This is a genomic window from Paraburkholderia sp. BL10I2N1, from assembly GCF_004361815.1.
In the GTDB taxonomy this organism is placed as follows: Bacteria; Pseudomonadota; Gammaproteobacteria; order Burkholderiales; family Burkholderiaceae; genus Paraburkholderia.
The window spans coordinates 131,505-148,025 of the sequence record NZ_SNWA01000004.1 but is presented as its reverse complement, the minus strand read 5'-3'; the positions used below and the strand labels follow the sequence as shown (position 1 = coordinate 148,025).

Here is a 16,521-nt window from a genome sequence, read left to right as displayed (position 1 = left end):
AAGGGGACACGGAACCGTCTCCACAGCTTCAGGACTGCTTTTGTTCCTCGACGCTCTGGCGCTCCGGCTGGTCTCTCACCCAGCGCCAGAACAGCTGATAACCCACCGCGAGCATGACGGGACCGATGAAGAGGCCGATCACGCCACCCGTCACCATGCCGCCGAGCGCGCCGATCAGCACCACGGGCATCGGCACCGCGACGCCACGGCCGAGCAGCAAGGGTTTGAGCACGTTATCTGCCAGACCCGCGATGAAAACATAGACCGAGAAGACAATCGTCCCCGTGCTGACCCCCTCCGTGACGATCACGAAGATGATGACGGGAACCGTGATCAGCGTGGCGGGCAACTGCATGATGCCGATCAGCAGCACGGCGAGCGCGAGCAAACCCGCGCCGGGAATACCCATGACGATAAACGCGACGCCAATCAGCAACATCTGGATGAACGCAATACCGACCACGCCCTGGGCGACCGCGCGGATGGTGGACGTGCACAGATCGGCAATTTGCACGCCGTTCTCAGGACCGGAGATACGCGAGAAGATCTGCACCGCGCTGTTGTAGCCTGTCTCGCCATGTGCCATGAAAATGCCCGCGACGATCAGGGCGACGAAGAAAATCAGCAGCCCCGCGCTAAGGCCGGTGACAGTGCCGAGCAAGGCGAGGCCGAAGTCCTTGAGTTGCGGTGCAAACCGCTGCGCGAGACCGGTGAGATCCGTCGAGGCTTGCTGCCAGAAGTCATACACGCGATGACCGACCAGCGGCCAGCTGGCGATCGATTCGGCAGGCGGTGGAATACGGAAGCTGCCGCTCTTGAAGATCTCCATCCCTCTCTCGATCGAGTCGGCTACGGCGACGCCCAGCAAATACGTCGGCACGAGAATGATGACAAACGAGACAAGGATGATCAGGGTGGCGACCATACCTTCCTTGTTGGCGAATCGGCTTCGGAGTCTGACCTGCAACGGATAAAGCGTGATCGCGAGGATCAGCGCCCAGACCATCAGGTTGAGGAATGGTACGAAGACCCGGAAACAGAACACGGCCAGAACGGCAATCAGCCCTGCACGGATCAACGCGTCGAGCAAGTCTCGGGAAAGTGTCCTGGGGGCAGTCGGGGTGGGCAGCATCGGTTGTCTCCTCGCGGGTCGCCGCGAGGGGATCCCGACGGCAAACCAGGCTTGCCAGGAACCCGCGATGGCCTCGACTGAGCCACACCGCTGTTACCGGCGCTTTCGGGGTAAAACGTCACCAGAAACCATGTACAAGAAAAACCGTCCGTCGCGATCCGCTATTGAGGCGAGCCCGCCTGAATGACCGCGGCTATATCGTGGCTCACCGCACCAAGCGCCCTGTCGGCCGCCGACACCAGGGCGTCGTTGCCGTGCCCGTCCATCTGCTGGCGGACAAGCGACCTCCCGACGACGGGTACCGATTTGCCCGGCGCAACCAGTGCCCACAATGCCTCGATCGTCACCGCCTCACCGGGCGTCGCATCAAAACGCATCACGTCCACCCTTACGCGCCATGTATTGGCCGGATCCATGCCCGCATCGAATACCGATACGCGGTCCGATCCCAGCAACCTGGCGAGATCGCCGGCAATCGCACGCGCGATGTTTGCCTTGAGCGGTTCACCCCACCGGGCGAATTCGTCGAGCGCCACCTGGTTGTCGCCCACAAGGGTCACAATCTGGGGCCGATCGACCACGCCGGGGATGGTCACCGCACTGATCACGACCTGGACAGGCTTAGCCGGCGCCGTCGACACCATCGGCGCCAGTGCGGCATCGGACTTCAGCGTGTAGAAGCTCGCCGTCGGCGAACTGCCGCAGGCGCCCAGCAACACGCCTGAGAGCACGACGAGGATGACCAGAGCAGTGCGCGTCACGGTTTGTTCTCCGACTTGCCGCGTACGAGTGCCTCAGGATGTCGTTCGAGGTAGTCCGCCAGCGTGCGGACGGCGGCGGCCGTCTGCGCCAGTTGGCCCATAGCATCGGAAACGTTCTGCTGCAGTTCGGAATCCGGCTGCAGGGCACTGTTGGCCGAATTCATCACCCCATGTGCGGCATTCAGGGTGTCCTTCGCTGGAGGCACAATATCCTTGTCGACATGGGTGAGCAACGCATTGGCGCTCTGCAGGGCCTGTTGCGTGTTCTTGCCGATCGCGTCGAACGGAATCGTATTCAGTTTCGTCATCAGGCGCGACATGGAATCCTGAAGGGTTTGCAGTGTGCCTGGAACGGTCGGAAATTCAGCTGGATCCTTGCTCCAGTCGATTTTCGCTTTCGGCGCATCCGGGAAAAAGTCGATGGCAAGATAAAGCTGACCGGTCAGCAGGTTGCCGGTCCTCAATTGAAGGCGCATGCCCCTTGCGACCAGATAATCCGCAAATTCGTGCGCGTTCTCCGTCTCGACGGCCGGGCCGCCGGTCGGGCCGCTCTCATACCGGTTCGTGAAGCGTTCGGGATAGTATGCGACTTCAACCACGATACTCAGCTTCCTGGTTTCGCGGGAGAATCGGGTATAGATGCCGGTTACCTCGCCAACCGTGATTCCGCGAAAATCGAGCGGCGCGCCGATCGTCAATCCACGTACCGAATCGGTGAATTCCGCGACGTACCGGGTGACGATGCGGTCGTGGCGCTTCATGGCATCAACAAAGCGCCCGAACAACGTGAAGGTGGTCCCCACCGCGGCTGGCGGCTGGTCGATCGAATGATCCGGCGTGTCGAATGCGACGCCACCAATAAGGATCGACGCGATCGATTGCATGTTGACCCGCACGCCGTCGGTATCGAGCGCCACGTCCACCCCGCTCGCATGCCAGAAGCGCGTATCGGGTCTGACGAACCTGTCATAGGGCGCATTGATGAAGGCGTGCAACGTTACGCTCCTGCCGTCCGGATCGAGACTGAAGGACGTGATCTGTCCCACCTGCAGCCGGCGGTAAAAAATCGGCGTGCCGACATCCAGCGAGCCCATGTCCGGGCTTTTGAGCACGAAATCCCGGCCGGGTACATCGCTCGCAATCACAGGTGGAATCTCAAGGCCGGTGAATTTGTCGCGCGCCTTCGGCGAGGCTCCCGCGTCCATGCCGACGAACGAGCCGGACAGGAGTGTCCCGAGGCCTGACACCGTGCCGCCTGAGATGCGCGGACGCACGACCCAGAAATGCGTGTCGTCGACGAGCAGATCCGACGCATCCTTGACGACCTCCGCGGTTGCAACCACATGCTTGTGATCTTTCGAGAGGGTCACTCCCTTGATGACTCCGATATCGACGTCCTTGAACTTGATCTTCGTCTTGCCTGCCTCCAGTCCTTCTCCGGTCTTGAATGTAATGGTGATCGTCGGCCCCTGTTCGAGGACCGACTTGACGGCGAGCCACCCGCCGATCAGGACGGCGACGATCGGCACGAGCCATACCACCTGGAACCGCCAGCGCGCGCGTGGCGCGGGTATGGCTTCAGGGAGATCGGGCAGGTCAGGAGGTTTCCGGGGATCGGACATGATCTTGCTTCGCTGCGTCCCAGATGAGGCGCGGGTCGAACGACATGGCGGCGAACATCGTCAGCACGACGACGGCGCCGAACGCAATGGCGGCAGGACCCGCCTGGATGGTAGCCAGCGCCTTGAACTGGACGAGAGCGACCAGCATCGTAATGACGTAGATATCGAGCATCGACCAGCGCCCGACCAGTTCGACCACCCGGTAGATGCGCGTGCGCTGTTCGGGGCTCCAGGAGGAGTGAAGCCGGGTCGAGATCGCCAGGAAGGCGATGGCGATAATCTTCAGCATCGGGACCGCGATGCTCGCGATGAACACCACGAGCGCGAGTGGCCACGAACCGGACGTCCACAGGTAGACGACGCCGCTCAGGATCGTATCCTTCTGGGCGCCGAACAGCGAACTGGTGTACATCACCGGCAAGGCATTGGCCGGCACGTATAGCACCATCGCGGCGAACAGCAACGCCCACGTGCGCGTCAGGCTATCCGCCTTGCGGCGATGCATCGAGGCACCGCAGCGAGGACAGCGCAGTTCATGCGCGTGCGCGGGCACCTTCGCCAGCAAGCCGCAGTCATGACACTGAACCAGCCCGCACTCCGACGCGCTCACCCAGTCATGCAGCACAGGGCGCGCGTCGTGCGGCTGGCCACCGGTATGCTGCAGCGTAGCGATGCGCGCCCACAGTTCGCGTGAATCGAACGACGCAGCCGCGGCGGCGAGCACCAGCATCAGCGCGCCGAACGACCACAGTCCGACGTCGACCACGACGCTGGCGATGTGGGCCAGCTTGACGAGCGCAACCAGCAGGCCAAGGATCAGCACCTCGGTCATGCCCCACGGCTGGATGACGCGAGACAGCCGGAACACGGGCGCAGCCCCCCAGGGCACGCGGTTCAGCCGCAACGGCACCAGCATCCACAGGATCGACGCGGCCTGCAGAAAAGGGGTGAGCACCGTGGTGGCGAAGACGAGCCCCGCGAGCGGCCACATCCCGTCCTTGTAGAGCACGACTACTGCCCCAATCAGGGTCGTCTCGACCACCGTGCCGTTCACCGACAGCCCGACAATCGGATACGCGTTGGCGATCAGCAGCAGCACGCTCGCCCCCAGCGCAAGCGCAAACGCACGGTCGAGCGCGTTGGCGCGATTGCGGTAAAGCTCCCCATGACAGCGTCGACAACGCAGCACGCCCCCTTCGGGAACCTCTGCATCCAACTGCAGCAGGTCGCATTCATGGCATGCAAGAAGGCCGGCGCGGTTCATGGCTGAGCCTCCGATGCCGGCACACCCGCCACCGGCTGGGCAGGAGCCGGCGGCTGCGTCATCTCCTCCGCCTTGACGACCCAGCCGCCGCCCATCGCCTTGTACAGGCTAACGAATGACGTCAGCTCGGCACCCTGTGTCTGCGCATAGGTCAACTGCGCGTTAAACAGACTCCGCTCGGCGTCGAGCACCTCGATGTAGCTCGTATACCCGCCTTCGTAGCGCAGCCGCGCCAGGTGCGCGTAGGTTGTGAGCGAGGTCACCTGGTCGGCCTGCACGCTCAGTTGCTCGCGTGACTTCTGCAGGGTGATGAGCGCATCCGCGACTTCCTGGAACGCAACCTGGATCGCCTTCCGATAGGAGAAGAGCGCTTCCTGTTGACGCGCCTCCGCCTGGTGGACCTGCCCTGCGATGTTGCCGCCGGTGAAGATCGGCAGCGATACCGAACCGGCAAACGACCACACGCGAGCCGGCCCGGTGAAGAGCTTCGAGAATTCCGTGCTGACCGAGCCGAACAGCCCCGTCAGCGAGATCGACGGAAAATACAACGCACGCGCGGCACCGATCAGTGCGTTTTCCGCCACCAGGTTCTGCTCGGCCTGCAGCACGTCCGGACGGCGTTCGAGGAGATCGGACGGCAAACCGGCGGGAATCGTAGGCGCGGCTAGTGCATCCAGTTCCCGACCACGCACGATGGGCTCGGGGTTGCGTCCGAGCAGCACGGCAAGTGCGTCTTCCTGCACCGCGATCTGAGATTCGAGCTGCGGAATGGTGGCCAGCGCCGCCTGATATTCGGACTGGCTCTGCGCCAGTTCCATCTGCGATACTTCGCCGCCGTGGAAGCGCAGCGTGAACACGTGGACCGAATCGGCCCGGCTCTCAACGGTGGCTTTCGCGATTTCGAGCTGCCGGTCGAGGCTGCGCAGATTGATATAGGACGAAGCGACCGAAGCCACCAGCGTGAGGATCGTCCCGCGGCGGCCCTCTTCGCTCGCCAGCAGGTTCGCCCGCGCCGCTTCGGTCTCGCGCCGGATCCGACCGAACAGATCGATTTCCCACGATGCCGACACGGACGCGTCGAACAGGTTGTAGACCGGACTGACACCGGCCGGTATTGGCGTCGCCCCGACCTCCGTCGCGCGCTGACGTGAAGCATCGAAGTTCGCCCCGACCTGGGGAAACAACCCGGAACGGGTACTCACGAACTGGCCGCGAAATTCTTCGACGCGTGCGGCGGCAACCTTGACGTCGAGGTTATCGGCGAGCGCAGCGGCAATCAGGTCATTGAGGACGGGATCCTGAAACTGCTCCCACCACGCGGTGTTGGCGGTGTCGGTTGTCTCCTGAATGGTGAAGCGGAAGTTGGCCGGCACATCGACCTTGGGCCGCACGTAGTCCGGTCCGAGCAGACAGCCATTCAATGTGAGCACGAGGAGCGGTGCGAGAAGGCGCGCGAATGCCGTTGCACGCATGTCAGTCACCCTCATGCTGCGCAGACGGCGTGGCCTTCGGTGCGCCCGGACCGCCCGCTGGCGGCGTCGCGCCGCCCGGGGTGTCGGCACCCGGCCCTGGCTTCGTCTTCGGGCCGCCCTTGCGTGACGACAGGGACTCGAGCAGGAAGTAGAACATCGGGATGAAGAAGACCGCGATGACGGTCGCGCCGAGCATCCCGCCGATCACACCGGTCCCGATCGAGTGCCGGCTGTTCGCCGATGCGCCAACCGCGATGGCAAGCGGCACGCAGCCGAGAATGAAGGCGAGCGACGTCATCACAATCGGGCGTAGCCGCTCTTCGGACGCACGCACAGTCGCATCCAGCACCGACGCGCCCGCTTCGCGGTTGATGACGGCGAACTCGAAGATCAGAATCGCGTTCTTCGCGGCGAGCGCGACCAGCATGGTGAGGCCGATCTGGAAGTAGATGTCGTTGTTGAGACCGCGCATCATGATGGCGAGCAACGCGCCGAACAGCGCGAACGGTACCGCCATGATCACACCGATCGGCAACGACCACTTTTCGTACTGCGCAGCGAGGATCAGGAACACCATCACGAGCCCGAATACGAACACCGCGCCGGAGGTTCCGCCGGATTTTCGCGCTTCGTAGGCCTCACCGCTCCACGCGACGCCGTAGCCGGGCGGCATCGCGGTGGCAAGCTCTTCCAGCGTGCTGATCACCTGGCCCGAACTGTAGCCTGGCGCGGCATTCGCTGTAACGAGGACGGCCGGGAAATTGTTGAAACGGGTAATCAGATCGGGACCTGTGACATACCGGTACGTCGCGACCGCCCTGAGCGGGACCATCGCACCGGTCTTGCTGCGCACGAAGATCTGGTCAAGATCCTGAGGCTTGAGACGGTATGTCGGATCGGCTTGCAGGATCACCTGCCATAGCCGGCTCGAACGGTTGAACTGCGACACATAAAGCGAACCGAACATCGTCTGCATCGAGCTGTAGACATCCTCGATCGGCACCCCGAGCGTCTGCGCCCTCTCCCGATCGACCTCGACCAGCAACTGCTGCGACGAAGCATTGAAGGTCGTCGTGACGCGTGAGAGTTCGGGCCGCTTCCTCGCCTTCTCGATGAACTGCTGGACGACCCCGGCGAGCTGGGCAATCGTCGCGTCGCCCTGACTCTGGATCCACACTTCAGTGCCGCCCGTCGTGCCGAGGCCCGGGATGGACGGTGGATTGACCGGAACCACAATCCCGGCCGAGATCTGCGACAAGGTCTTGTAGGCGTCCAGCAGCACGGTTCTTGCGTTCTGCGTCGCGCGGTTCGCCCGCGTGTAGCGCTCGTCGAAACTCTTCAGGCCGACGAAGAAGGTGCTGGCGTTATTCTTGTTCTGCACGTCGAGCAGGCTGTATCCGTCGACCGTCGTGATGCTGCCGACGGCATCCTGTTTCATGAAGTACTCGGTGACCTGATCGGACACGGCCCCCGTGCGATCGAGACTCGCGGCATCCGGCATCTGGACCGCGCCAAGCAGATAGCCCTGGTCCTCTGGCGGAAGGAAAGCACCGGGGATCGACTTCATCATGACCACGGTCAGCACGATCATGCCGCCAATTAGCAGAAGAGCCAGCACGAAGCGCTTGATGACGAACTGGATCGCGCGCGAATAACTCGCCGTCAGCCGCGCGAACGAATTTTCAAACCAGCGGAAAAAGCCCTTCTTCTCCTTATGCGCGCTCTTGAGCAGCAGCGCGGCCAGCGACGGCGACAACGTCAATGCGACGATGCCCGAGATCACCACCGAAATCGCGATCGTGATCGCGAACTGCTTGTACAACTGCCCCGTAATGCCGCTCACGAACGCCACCGGCACAAACACCGCGCACAGCACGAGCACAATCGCGATCACCGGCCCCGCCACCTCGTCCATCGCCACTTTGGCCGCGTCCTTCGGATTGAGCTTGCGCACGGTCATCGTGCGCTCGACATTCTCGATCACCACGATCGCATCGTCGACCACGATGCCGATGGCGAGCACCATCCCGAACAGCGTCAGCATGTTGATCGAGAACCCCAGCAGCGCCATGCCCATGGCGGTGCCGACAATCGAAATAGGCACCGCCAGCACCGGGATCAAGGTCGCCCGCAAGCTTTGCAGGAAGACGAACACGACGATCACCACCAGCACCAGCGCTTCGAAGAACGTGTGGACCACGTCGGAGATGGACGCCCGCGTGAACTCGGTGGTGTCCATCGCAATTTCGTATTTGATCCCCTCCGGAAACGACTTGCCAAGTTCGGCGAGCGCGGCGCGCACCTGCTTCGAGACGTCGAGCGCGTTGGCGCCCGGTTGCTGGTAGACCGCGATGATCGTGGCGGGCTTGCCCTGAAAACGGCTGCGAATCGAGTAATCCTTCTGCCCCAGCTCGGCCCGGCCTACGTCCTTGAGCCGCACGATGGCCGACCCTTCGCTGGCGGCACGCAGGATGATGTTCTCGAACTGCGCCGGCTCCGCGAGACGGCCCGTGGTCGTGACCGCGAACGACTGTTCAACGGGTTCGCCCGTCGGCGACTGCCCGATGCGTCCGACCGCGAACTGCTGGTTCTGGTTCGCGACCGCGTTTTGCACATCGGTCGCCGTGATGGCGAGTTGCGCCATGCGGTCGGGCTTGAGCCAGATGCGCATCGCGTAATCAGGCGTACCGAAGATACTCGACTGGTTGGCGCCTGGAATCCGCTTGAGGGCATCGAGCACATAGATGTTCGCGTAGTTGGCGATGTACGTGCTGTCGAAGCGCTGGTCCGGCGAGTAGATCGCGATAACCATCATGAACGCCGACGACTTCTTCTGCACCTGCACGCCCTGCGCCTGAACGGACTGCGGCAGTTGCGGCAGCGCCAGGTTCACGCGGTTCTGCACGTCGACCTGCGCGAGTTGCGGATTGGTGCCGATTTCGAAGAACGCGTTGATCGTCAGATTGCCGGTGGATGAACTCGACGAGTTCATGTAGATCATGTTGTCCGCGCCGTTCACCTGTTGCTCGATTGGCGCAGCCACGTTGTTCGCGACAACGTCCGCACTCGCCCCCGGATAAGTGGTCGAAATTGTGATCTGCGGCGGCGTGATGTCCGGATACTGGGCGACGGGCAGCGCGAGCATCGTCAATGCACCGCCCAGGGTGATGACGATCGAGATCACGGACGCGAAGATCGGTCGGTCGATGCAGAAGTGGGAGATGCTCATCGCAGCCGTCCTTCACTGGGGCGCGCTGGCGCCGGAGGCTGGCGCCGGCGGGGCTTCGACTGACGGCGCGGCGGATGTCGCGGATGCGCCTGCCTGAGTGCCTGCCTGAGTGCCTGCCGGTTGCGCCGGGCCGCCCGAGCCCGACAGCCGCTGGACGATCTTGAGCTGCGTATCGGGCGTGACGCGGATCGCACCGTCAACCACGACGCGCTCGCCGGCCTTCAGTCCGTCGATGACGAACCAGTCATCGCCATGCCATTCGCCAACTTCGACGACCCGCTGATGGCCCTTCGACTCGTTGTCCACCACCCAGACAAAGTGACTTTTCGAGCCTTGCAGCACCGCGCGCTGAGGCACGAGAATCGCGTTCGGCCGGATCGCTCCGCCCACGCGCGCCCGCACGAACTGTCCCGGACGCAACACCGCTTTGGGATTGTCGAACACGGCTCGCACCAGAAAGGTCCCCGTTTCCGTGCTGAAAGCGGGATTGGCGAAGTCGATAGAGCCGCGTTCCGAATAGAGCGAGCCGTCCGCGAGGACGAGCGACACGGTGAACTCTTTATTCGGCGGGAAGCGCAGCAGTCCTGCGGCAATCTGGTCCCGGTATCTCAGCATTTCATTCTCGGAGATGCTGAAATTCACCCACATCGGATTGAGCTGATACACGGTGGTCAGCAACCCTGACTGGGTCGCCGTGACATAGCTGCCGTCCTGTTGCTTCGCAAAGCTCGACAGGCCGGTCAGAGGGGATTTGATGTTCGTATAGCTGAGATTCAGCTCGGCGGTCTCCACTTCGCCCTTGGCGGCGATGACGGCCGCGGCGGCCTGCGCCTCGCCGCCGATAGCATCATCGAGATCCTTCTTGCTCAACGCGTTCTGCGCGACCAGCGGTTGCACACGGGCGAGATTGGCCTTCGCCACCTGGTACCTCGCCTGCTGCTGGGCCAGTTGCCCTTTTGCCGTCTGCAACGCGGCCTCGAACGGCTTGGGGTCCATCAGAAACATGGTCTGGCCCACCTTCACCAGTGCCCCTTCGTCATACGTGCGCCGCTCGAGAAAGCCGTCCACGCGGGCGCGGATCTGGACTTCACGCGAACTCTCGGTCTGCGCGGTGAATTCGAATTCGACCGGTGTATCCCGCGGCGTGACCGTCATCACCGTGACCTCGGGCGCACTGGCTACCGGCGGCGCTTCCTTCTTGCCGCATCCGGCGACGAGCGTGAGCAGCGCGATAAGCAGCGTCAAGGCCACTGTGCCAGGCGGCATGGCCCTCCAACGCCACGGATGCGGGCTTCGAACGAGAAGAAGTAGCCGTGGGAGTAGCGGCACCGGCGTGCCGTGAACAGCAACCTGGCGCGCCCGCGTCGGATCGCTGGCCGCGCCAGCCAGTCTCTCAGGGGCCCGCGCCGGCCGCCCCGGCAGCGCGGCTGTAGCGGAGGCAGTATTCATCGCGTGATCCAACTGAGTGCGTCCGGGTTCTTCATATCCGTGTTCTCCGGATGGCGTCAGCGTGGCTGACGGCTGCGTGAATTCCAGTGTGGTCACCCCGTGAAGCCAGGACAATCAGACTTTGGTCCCATATGACCATGGCGTGCGCCGTCCCGCCCCATCGGAGCGAGGAGAAAATGGCGTCAGGGCGTGGGCGGGAGCCCCATCGCGCCCTGAACGATGCGAATCAGGACAGAACCGTTGAAGGGCTTGCGCAGGTAACCGACGGCGCCTGCCGCCAGTGCCTGCTCACGCGCGAGCGCGTCGTCGCCAGCCGTGATCATGATGACTGGCATCCCGCGGCCCACCAACTGGTGCTGAATCTCCAGGCCGTTGGTACCGGGCATCTGGATGTCGAGGATCACACAGTCCGGCTGGTACGAAGGCAGGGACGACAGCGTGTCCAGAAACGCCTCACCGCTGGTGAATACCTCCGCCTCTATGCCAACCGACCTCAACAGGCGCTTGATCGCCCTTCCGACAGATTCGTCATCGTCGACAACGGCCGCAGTTGGTTTGAGGTTACCCATAGGGGGCTTCCGGACCTTTCAGTCGGTCTCGCAAGGATAATCCTGCAGACCAAGCCTAGCGGACTCGCGTAAAAACGGGAATAGGACTTTGGTCCACCGCCCTCGATGGATCGCGTGTGACTACCGACGGTACCGGGCGCGACCGGACGCCGATGGGTATCCACGTGCGACAAGGGGTAGTCCGAAGGAAATGACGAGGAACACAGGCCTGATCCGCACAGGCACGCGGGCGCGATGCCTGGTTCAGACGACGCATGCTCGTGCCGCACTATTGGCCTGCGCCTTTCGTCGGTGCAAAGTCGGCCTTTTCGGCGAGACGAACCAGCTCGGCAAGCGAACCGGCTTTCATCTTTTCCATCACCCGTGCGCGATGAATCTTGATCGTCTTTTCTGCCGCGCCCAGCTCGCTTGCAACCTGCTTGTTCAAATAGCCCGCCACCACGAGCGTCATCACTTCGCGCTCGCGCGGCGTGAGATGATCGAGCCGGTTCTGAATGTCCGCCCGTTTCGCGCGCGACTCGAACATCTGCCGCGCCCGTTCGAGCGCCTGTTCGAGCACGTCGAGCAGGACGCTTTCACTGACCGGCTTTGGCAGAAAGTCTGTCGCGCCCGCCTTCATTGCATCGACAGCGGAATTCAGGTCGCTGTGCCCGGACATGAATATGATGGGCAGCCACTCATGCAATTGGCGTTGCAGCGCCAGTCCACTCAGACCCGGAAGTTGCAGGTCGAGCAGCAGACAGGCCGGGTGGCCCTCGAGATCGGCCCGTGCAATAAACGCCTCCGCGCTGTCGAACGTCTCCACGCGATACCCGGCTGAGCGAATCAGTCGTCCGAGGGCGATGCGCACGTGTTCGTCGTCATCGACGACGAACACCACTGAAGCGGGTCCGCTCACTGGGTCTGGCGCGTGTCCGGAGCCTTCAGCCGCGCTCGCTGATGGAAGCAGGACGTGGAACGTTGCGCCCCGGTCGCTGTTGCTTTCGGCCCACAGGCGTCCGTGGTGCATCGAGACGATCGAGCGGCTGATCGGCAGGCCAAGCCCCAGCCCTTGCGGCTTCGATGTGGTGAAAGGCTTGAATACCTCGCTGATCTGATCCGCAATCAGGCCAGGGCCGCGATCGCTCACCGTGATTTTGACCCCCTCTCCTTGCGGCGCGGCACTGATTTTCACCGACACCAGGCGATCCTCCGCACGGCATCCCTCTATTGCGTCGAACGCGTTCAGCAGCAGATTGATCATGACTTGCTGCAACTGGATGTTGTCGCCGCGCACCGTCGGCACATTCCTGGCGACATCCAGCGTCACGCGTACGCCCCGCATCACCGCATCGCGACGCAAGAGGTGCATCACCCCGCGGACGAGGTTGCCCAGATCGAGCGGCAGCGTCTCGGGAGTGCCCCTCTTGACGAAGTGCCGCAGCTTGCGGACGATTTCAGTGGCCCGCCAGCCATCGGCCACGATGTCCGCCAATGCTTCTCGCAAGTCGGAGAGATCGCTCGGGGTCGACTCCAGGAATCGCTGCGCAGACTGTGCGTTGCTCAGGATGGCGGTAAGAGGCTGGTTGACCTCATACGCAAGAACGGCCGCCATCTCGCCCAGCTCGGATAGGGACGCAAGATGCGCCCTTTGCAGGTCAGCATGACGGGCTTTCTCCTGCTCACACGGGTCGACCATCATCATCACGATCCACAGGGATGCGTCATCAGGTGCGTATCGCGTGCATTTCATGCTGACCGCACGTTCGCCTCCATCCTTGCACCTTGCGATGGCCGTTCGTAACTCACCGGAGTCTGCCAGGCCATCACACGGTGCGCCGGGTGCAAACGGTCCGGATCGGTCTTTCGCGTCATTGTCGGCCATGCGGGGAAACAATTGGGCGAAGGACATGCCGCCCAGCTCCTTCGATGTATAGCCGAAAAGCGCCACCGCACGTTCATTGACCAGTACTACCCTGAGAGCCTTGTCAATGACGATCACCGCACTGGGCACCATGTCGAGCAATGGCTTCAGGCCATCGGCTCCAGGGTGGAGTGTCGCTCCTTCGGGGCGACGGCCCGACCAGGGGTATCCAGCCAGCGTCGCAGACACCGGATAGTGCTCGCCCGGCCGGGCAGGCCATGAGTTCGTGAACCACCCAAAAGTTGACACGACTTCCGTCACTACATTGGCTTGATCCTGCGTGGGGATATTCATGACCGGACTCTCCGTGCTGTGCCTTGCGGTGTCGGGCAGCAACATTTTATTCGCAGCAGGCCTGCGGCTATTCATGCCGCATCGCCCCGAACACCTGACTGATCAATCCAGCAATGATCCCTGAACGGACCCGGTATTGAAGTGTCCGCCCACAACTGGCGTGAGCGTCACGCTTCCGCGTCTGTTAGTAATATATGAAATTTATTGGGACTATTGGAATTCAGCCCGTTATTCTGAAAAATCCTCTGCCTTGCCTTGTCTGGTGTGTCAGGTCAAAACAGTCGAGAAATCCGCTGTTTTCTCGGGACGCTTACTAACATCTTCCGCACGCTGTTCGAAAAGACACGGCCTCCCGGCAGAAGCCACGGGAAGCCGCGGAATACTTCAAATGGTGGATGTGCCGTTGAGATGCAGAAAATGCATGCACGGCACCCTCGAAGGTCAGGCGCAAAGCGAAACAGCCCGCCTGTTCTGAGTCGCGTGCGCAGCCGCTCTCAGAACTTCTCGGGCACGTACTTGTACGGGTAGTCTGGATCTTCATAGCCTCGCGATTTCTGTCGCGGCGGCAAGGAAACCTTCTCGCGTGGGACGGCTTGATAAGGAATCTGGCTCAGCAGATGAGTGATCAGATTCAGGCGCGCGCGCTTCTTGTCGTTCGACACCACGACATGCCACGGTGCGAATTCGGTATCCGTCATCACAAACATTTCATCGCGCGCGCGCGAGTAGTCGTACCAGTGGCGATAGGATTCGAGGTCCATTGGCGACAGCTTCCATATCTTCCGCTCGTCGTGCATCCGCGATTCGAGCCGCCGGGTCTGTTCTTCGGGGCTCACCTCCAGCCAGTACTTGATCAGGATGACACCTGACTGGATGACTGCATGTTCGACAAGCGGCACGACCCGCAGAAACTCCTGCACCTGATCGTTCGTGCAGAAGCCCATCACGCGCTCGACCCCCGCCCGGTTGTACCAACTGCGGTCGAACAGGATGATCTCGCCCGCCGCGGGCAGATGCGGCAAATAGCGCTGAATGTACATCTGGCTCTTTTCCCGCTCGGTCGGTGCCGGCAGCGCGACGACGCGGAAGATGCGCGGACTGACGCGTTCGGTGATCGCCTTGATCGTGCCGCCCTTGCCTGCGCCATCGCGCCCTTCGAATATCACGCAGACCTTCGCGCCGCTCTTCACCACCCACTCCTGAAGCTTGACCAGTTCGGCATGGAGCCGCGCCAGTTCCTTCAGATAGGTCTTGTTGTCGACCTTTTGTGCGTGCTTCGGGCCGTTTGTCTTCCCCTCATCTGCCGTTCTGGACATGATCTCGCCTCCCTGCCTTCTGGTCGCAGCCGGATTGCATACCTTGACGACTATTGTCGCCGGGTGGCCGGCGGGCAATAGGACCTTAGGCTGATGATGCCGTGCAGCCTGATCCTCTACCTATGGGATCTCGATCGCTTGCGCCAACATCAAGGAGACAAGCCATCGATACCGATCCGGTCAGGCGATCCTGCTGCATCGGGGCAAGCCGCTCGATCCCTCACAGGTTGAGCCGGGTGACCTTGGCGCCGTTCACTGACGCATCCGCCATCAGACCGGTATTGGTGAGCACAAGGGCCACCACCTGCGAGGAAGCGGAAGTCGTATCGATTGAACCGTTCGCGCCCACTTTCACAACCGATACCGCGACGTCGCCGCCGGCCGACCAGCCAGCCGAGCTCTGGAAGTTCGCAAGCGCATCGTGCGTCATGAAGAGGAAAATGATGGCGGTCGACTGGGCCCCGGCCTGGAATCCAAAGGACGCCGCCGCTGTGCTGTAGTAGCCAACCGTCTTGCCACCGACACGCAACGCGCCTTCGCCATACGCGGCGCCAACGATGAAGGCCGCCTTCTTCACATCCGGGAACACCAGGATCCCCTGGGCCTTCGCGGCGAGTTCGTGTGAACCGCCTACCTGCGCGAAAAGCCGTGACAAGGTGCCATCAACACTCGCGTCGATCGCCTGACGCTTCGAGGCATCGGTTTCAGGGCTCTTGCCGCTGCCTGAGGTCGCGGTGCAACCCGCAAGGGTCAAACTCGCAGCGGCTGTGGCCGCCGCGGTCTTCAGCACAAAGTTCCGTCTGTTCATTATCGTTCTCCATTGTGGTTCCGAGGCGAATCCCCGGCGTGTGGGCCTAACCACTGCATCCTTCGATCCGGTTCCAGCTTGCTGTCGGACAGTCGGGCGCAACAAGCTTCGTCGCGACTTCCGATAAGACGCGCTTCATGGATTCATCTGCTGTATGACGTAAGCTTGCACCGCGTGCCACTCCTGCTTCGGGCAACATGGGATGTTGTAACGGCGGGATAGGCATAGGCGCGGCAAGGGGCCATGATATGGGTCAAGGCTGTCCGGGTAGATGTTGGCTGACAAGCGCGGCGCGCGGCCTTTTCCCCGGGGTTCCTCCGGCAGAAACAGGCGGGATCGGACACCGGCCAGGTCACCCTTAGCGGACGCCTCGCGCGTGACACGCTGATGCCCAGACAACCCGTCACATCCCTCTCCCAGACGATGTCTCCATCTCGCGCCTCTCAGCCAGCGGCAGCCACGCGGAACATGCCGGACGGTCACGTTACCGGCGACTGCTGGTCTTCACCTGATTACATAATGGCATGCCGGCGGATTGCGGGAATCGGACTTTAGTCTTACGACCCTCGAATACCCGCGCCTCCGGCAGTCTATCGTCATCCTGATCAAATTGAAGACCTGTACATCGAGAGGGGTAACGGGAAATGCCACTGAAGATCCGAACGCTGCTCCACTTGTCAGGTTGAGCGGCGTGTCGGATCA

12 protein-coding genes are annotated in these 16,521 nt (G+C 62.3%); 1 reads left to right on the top strand and 11 read right to left on the bottom strand.

Annotated elements, in window-relative coordinates:
• Positions 1-28: 28 nt before the first annotated feature.
• The 9 genes from B0G77_RS41995 to B0G77_RS45665 form a co-directional block, all read right to left on the bottom strand.
• Positions 29-1,132: an AI-2E family transporter gene (locus B0G77_RS41995; RefSeq protein ID WP_133667756.1), complete on the bottom strand. Its 1,104-nt coding sequence runs from the start codon at positions 1,130-1,132 to the stop codon at positions 29-31.
• A 161-nt stretch (positions 1,133-1,293) separates the two neighbouring features.
• On the bottom strand, positions 1,294-1,893 hold the full coding sequence (locus B0G77_RS41990) for a PqiC family protein (protein ID WP_133667755.1): 600 nt from the start codon (positions 1,891-1,893) through the stop codon (positions 1,294-1,296).
• Positions 1,890-3,515 carry an MlaD family protein gene (locus B0G77_RS41985; RefSeq protein ID WP_133667754.1) on the bottom strand — a complete coding sequence of 542 codons (1,626 nt, stop codon included), beginning with the start codon at positions 3,513-3,515 and terminating at the stop codon, positions 1,890-1,892. Before B0G77_RS41985 ends, B0G77_RS41990 begins: the two co-directional genes overlap by 4 nt.
• Complete coding sequence (locus B0G77_RS41980; RefSeq protein WP_133667753.1) at positions 3,490-4,779, bottom strand: paraquat-inducible protein A; 1,290 nt, start codon at positions 4,777-4,779, stop codon at positions 3,490-3,492. Before B0G77_RS41980 ends, B0G77_RS41985 begins: the two co-directional genes overlap by 26 nt.
• Positions 4,776-6,251: an efflux transporter outer membrane subunit gene (locus tag B0G77_RS41975; RefSeq protein ID WP_133667752.1), complete on the bottom strand. Its 1,476-nt coding sequence runs from the start codon at positions 6,249-6,251 to the stop codon at positions 4,776-4,778. Before B0G77_RS41975 ends, B0G77_RS41980 begins: the two co-directional genes overlap by 4 nt.
• A 1-nt stretch (position 6,252) precedes the next feature.
• Positions 6,253-9,480 carry a multidrug efflux RND transporter permease subunit gene (locus B0G77_RS41970; RefSeq protein ID WP_133667751.1) on the bottom strand — a complete coding sequence of 1,076 codons (3,228 nt, stop codon included), beginning with the start codon at positions 9,478-9,480 and terminating at the stop codon, positions 6,253-6,255.
• 12 nt (positions 9,481-9,492) lie between these two features.
• Positions 9,493-10,746, bottom strand: coding sequence for an efflux RND transporter periplasmic adaptor subunit (locus B0G77_RS41965; protein ID WP_133667750.1), 1,254 nt, complete (start codon positions 10,744-10,746; stop codon positions 9,493-9,495).
• 365 nt (positions 10,747-11,111) lie between these two features.
• On the bottom strand, positions 11,112-11,498 hold the full coding sequence (locus B0G77_RS41960; protein ID WP_133667749.1) for a response regulator: 387 nt from the start codon (positions 11,496-11,498) through the stop codon (positions 11,112-11,114).
• 268 nt (positions 11,499-11,766) lie between these two features.
• Positions 11,767-13,695, bottom strand: a complete 1,929-nt coding sequence (locus tag B0G77_RS45665) for a response regulator (protein WP_347814225.1) — start codon at positions 13,693-13,695, stop codon at positions 11,767-11,769.
• Here B0G77_RS45665 and B0G77_RS45445 point away from each other — a divergent pair.
• A complete protein-coding gene (locus B0G77_RS45445) occupies positions 13,694-13,819 on the top strand; it encodes a hypothetical protein (protein ID WP_279571398.1) in 126 nt (41 codons plus the stop codon). The two genes, B0G77_RS45665 and B0G77_RS45445, sit on opposite strands and share 2 nt — an antisense overlap.
• 370 nt (positions 13,820-14,189) lie before the next feature.
• Here the strand turns inward: B0G77_RS45445 and ppk2 are convergent, their stop codons facing one another.
• Positions 14,190-15,011 carry a polyphosphate kinase 2 gene (ppk2, locus tag B0G77_RS41945; protein WP_133667748.1) on the bottom strand — a complete coding sequence of 274 codons (822 nt, stop codon included), beginning with the start codon at positions 15,009-15,011 and terminating at the stop codon, positions 14,190-14,192.
• Between the two features lie 220 nt (positions 15,012-15,231).
• Entirely contained in the window at positions 15,232-15,819 is a 588-nt protein-coding gene (locus tag B0G77_RS41940) for a YSC84-related protein (RefSeq protein WP_133667747.1), read from the bottom strand.
• Positions 15,820-16,521 lie beyond the last annotated feature (702 nt).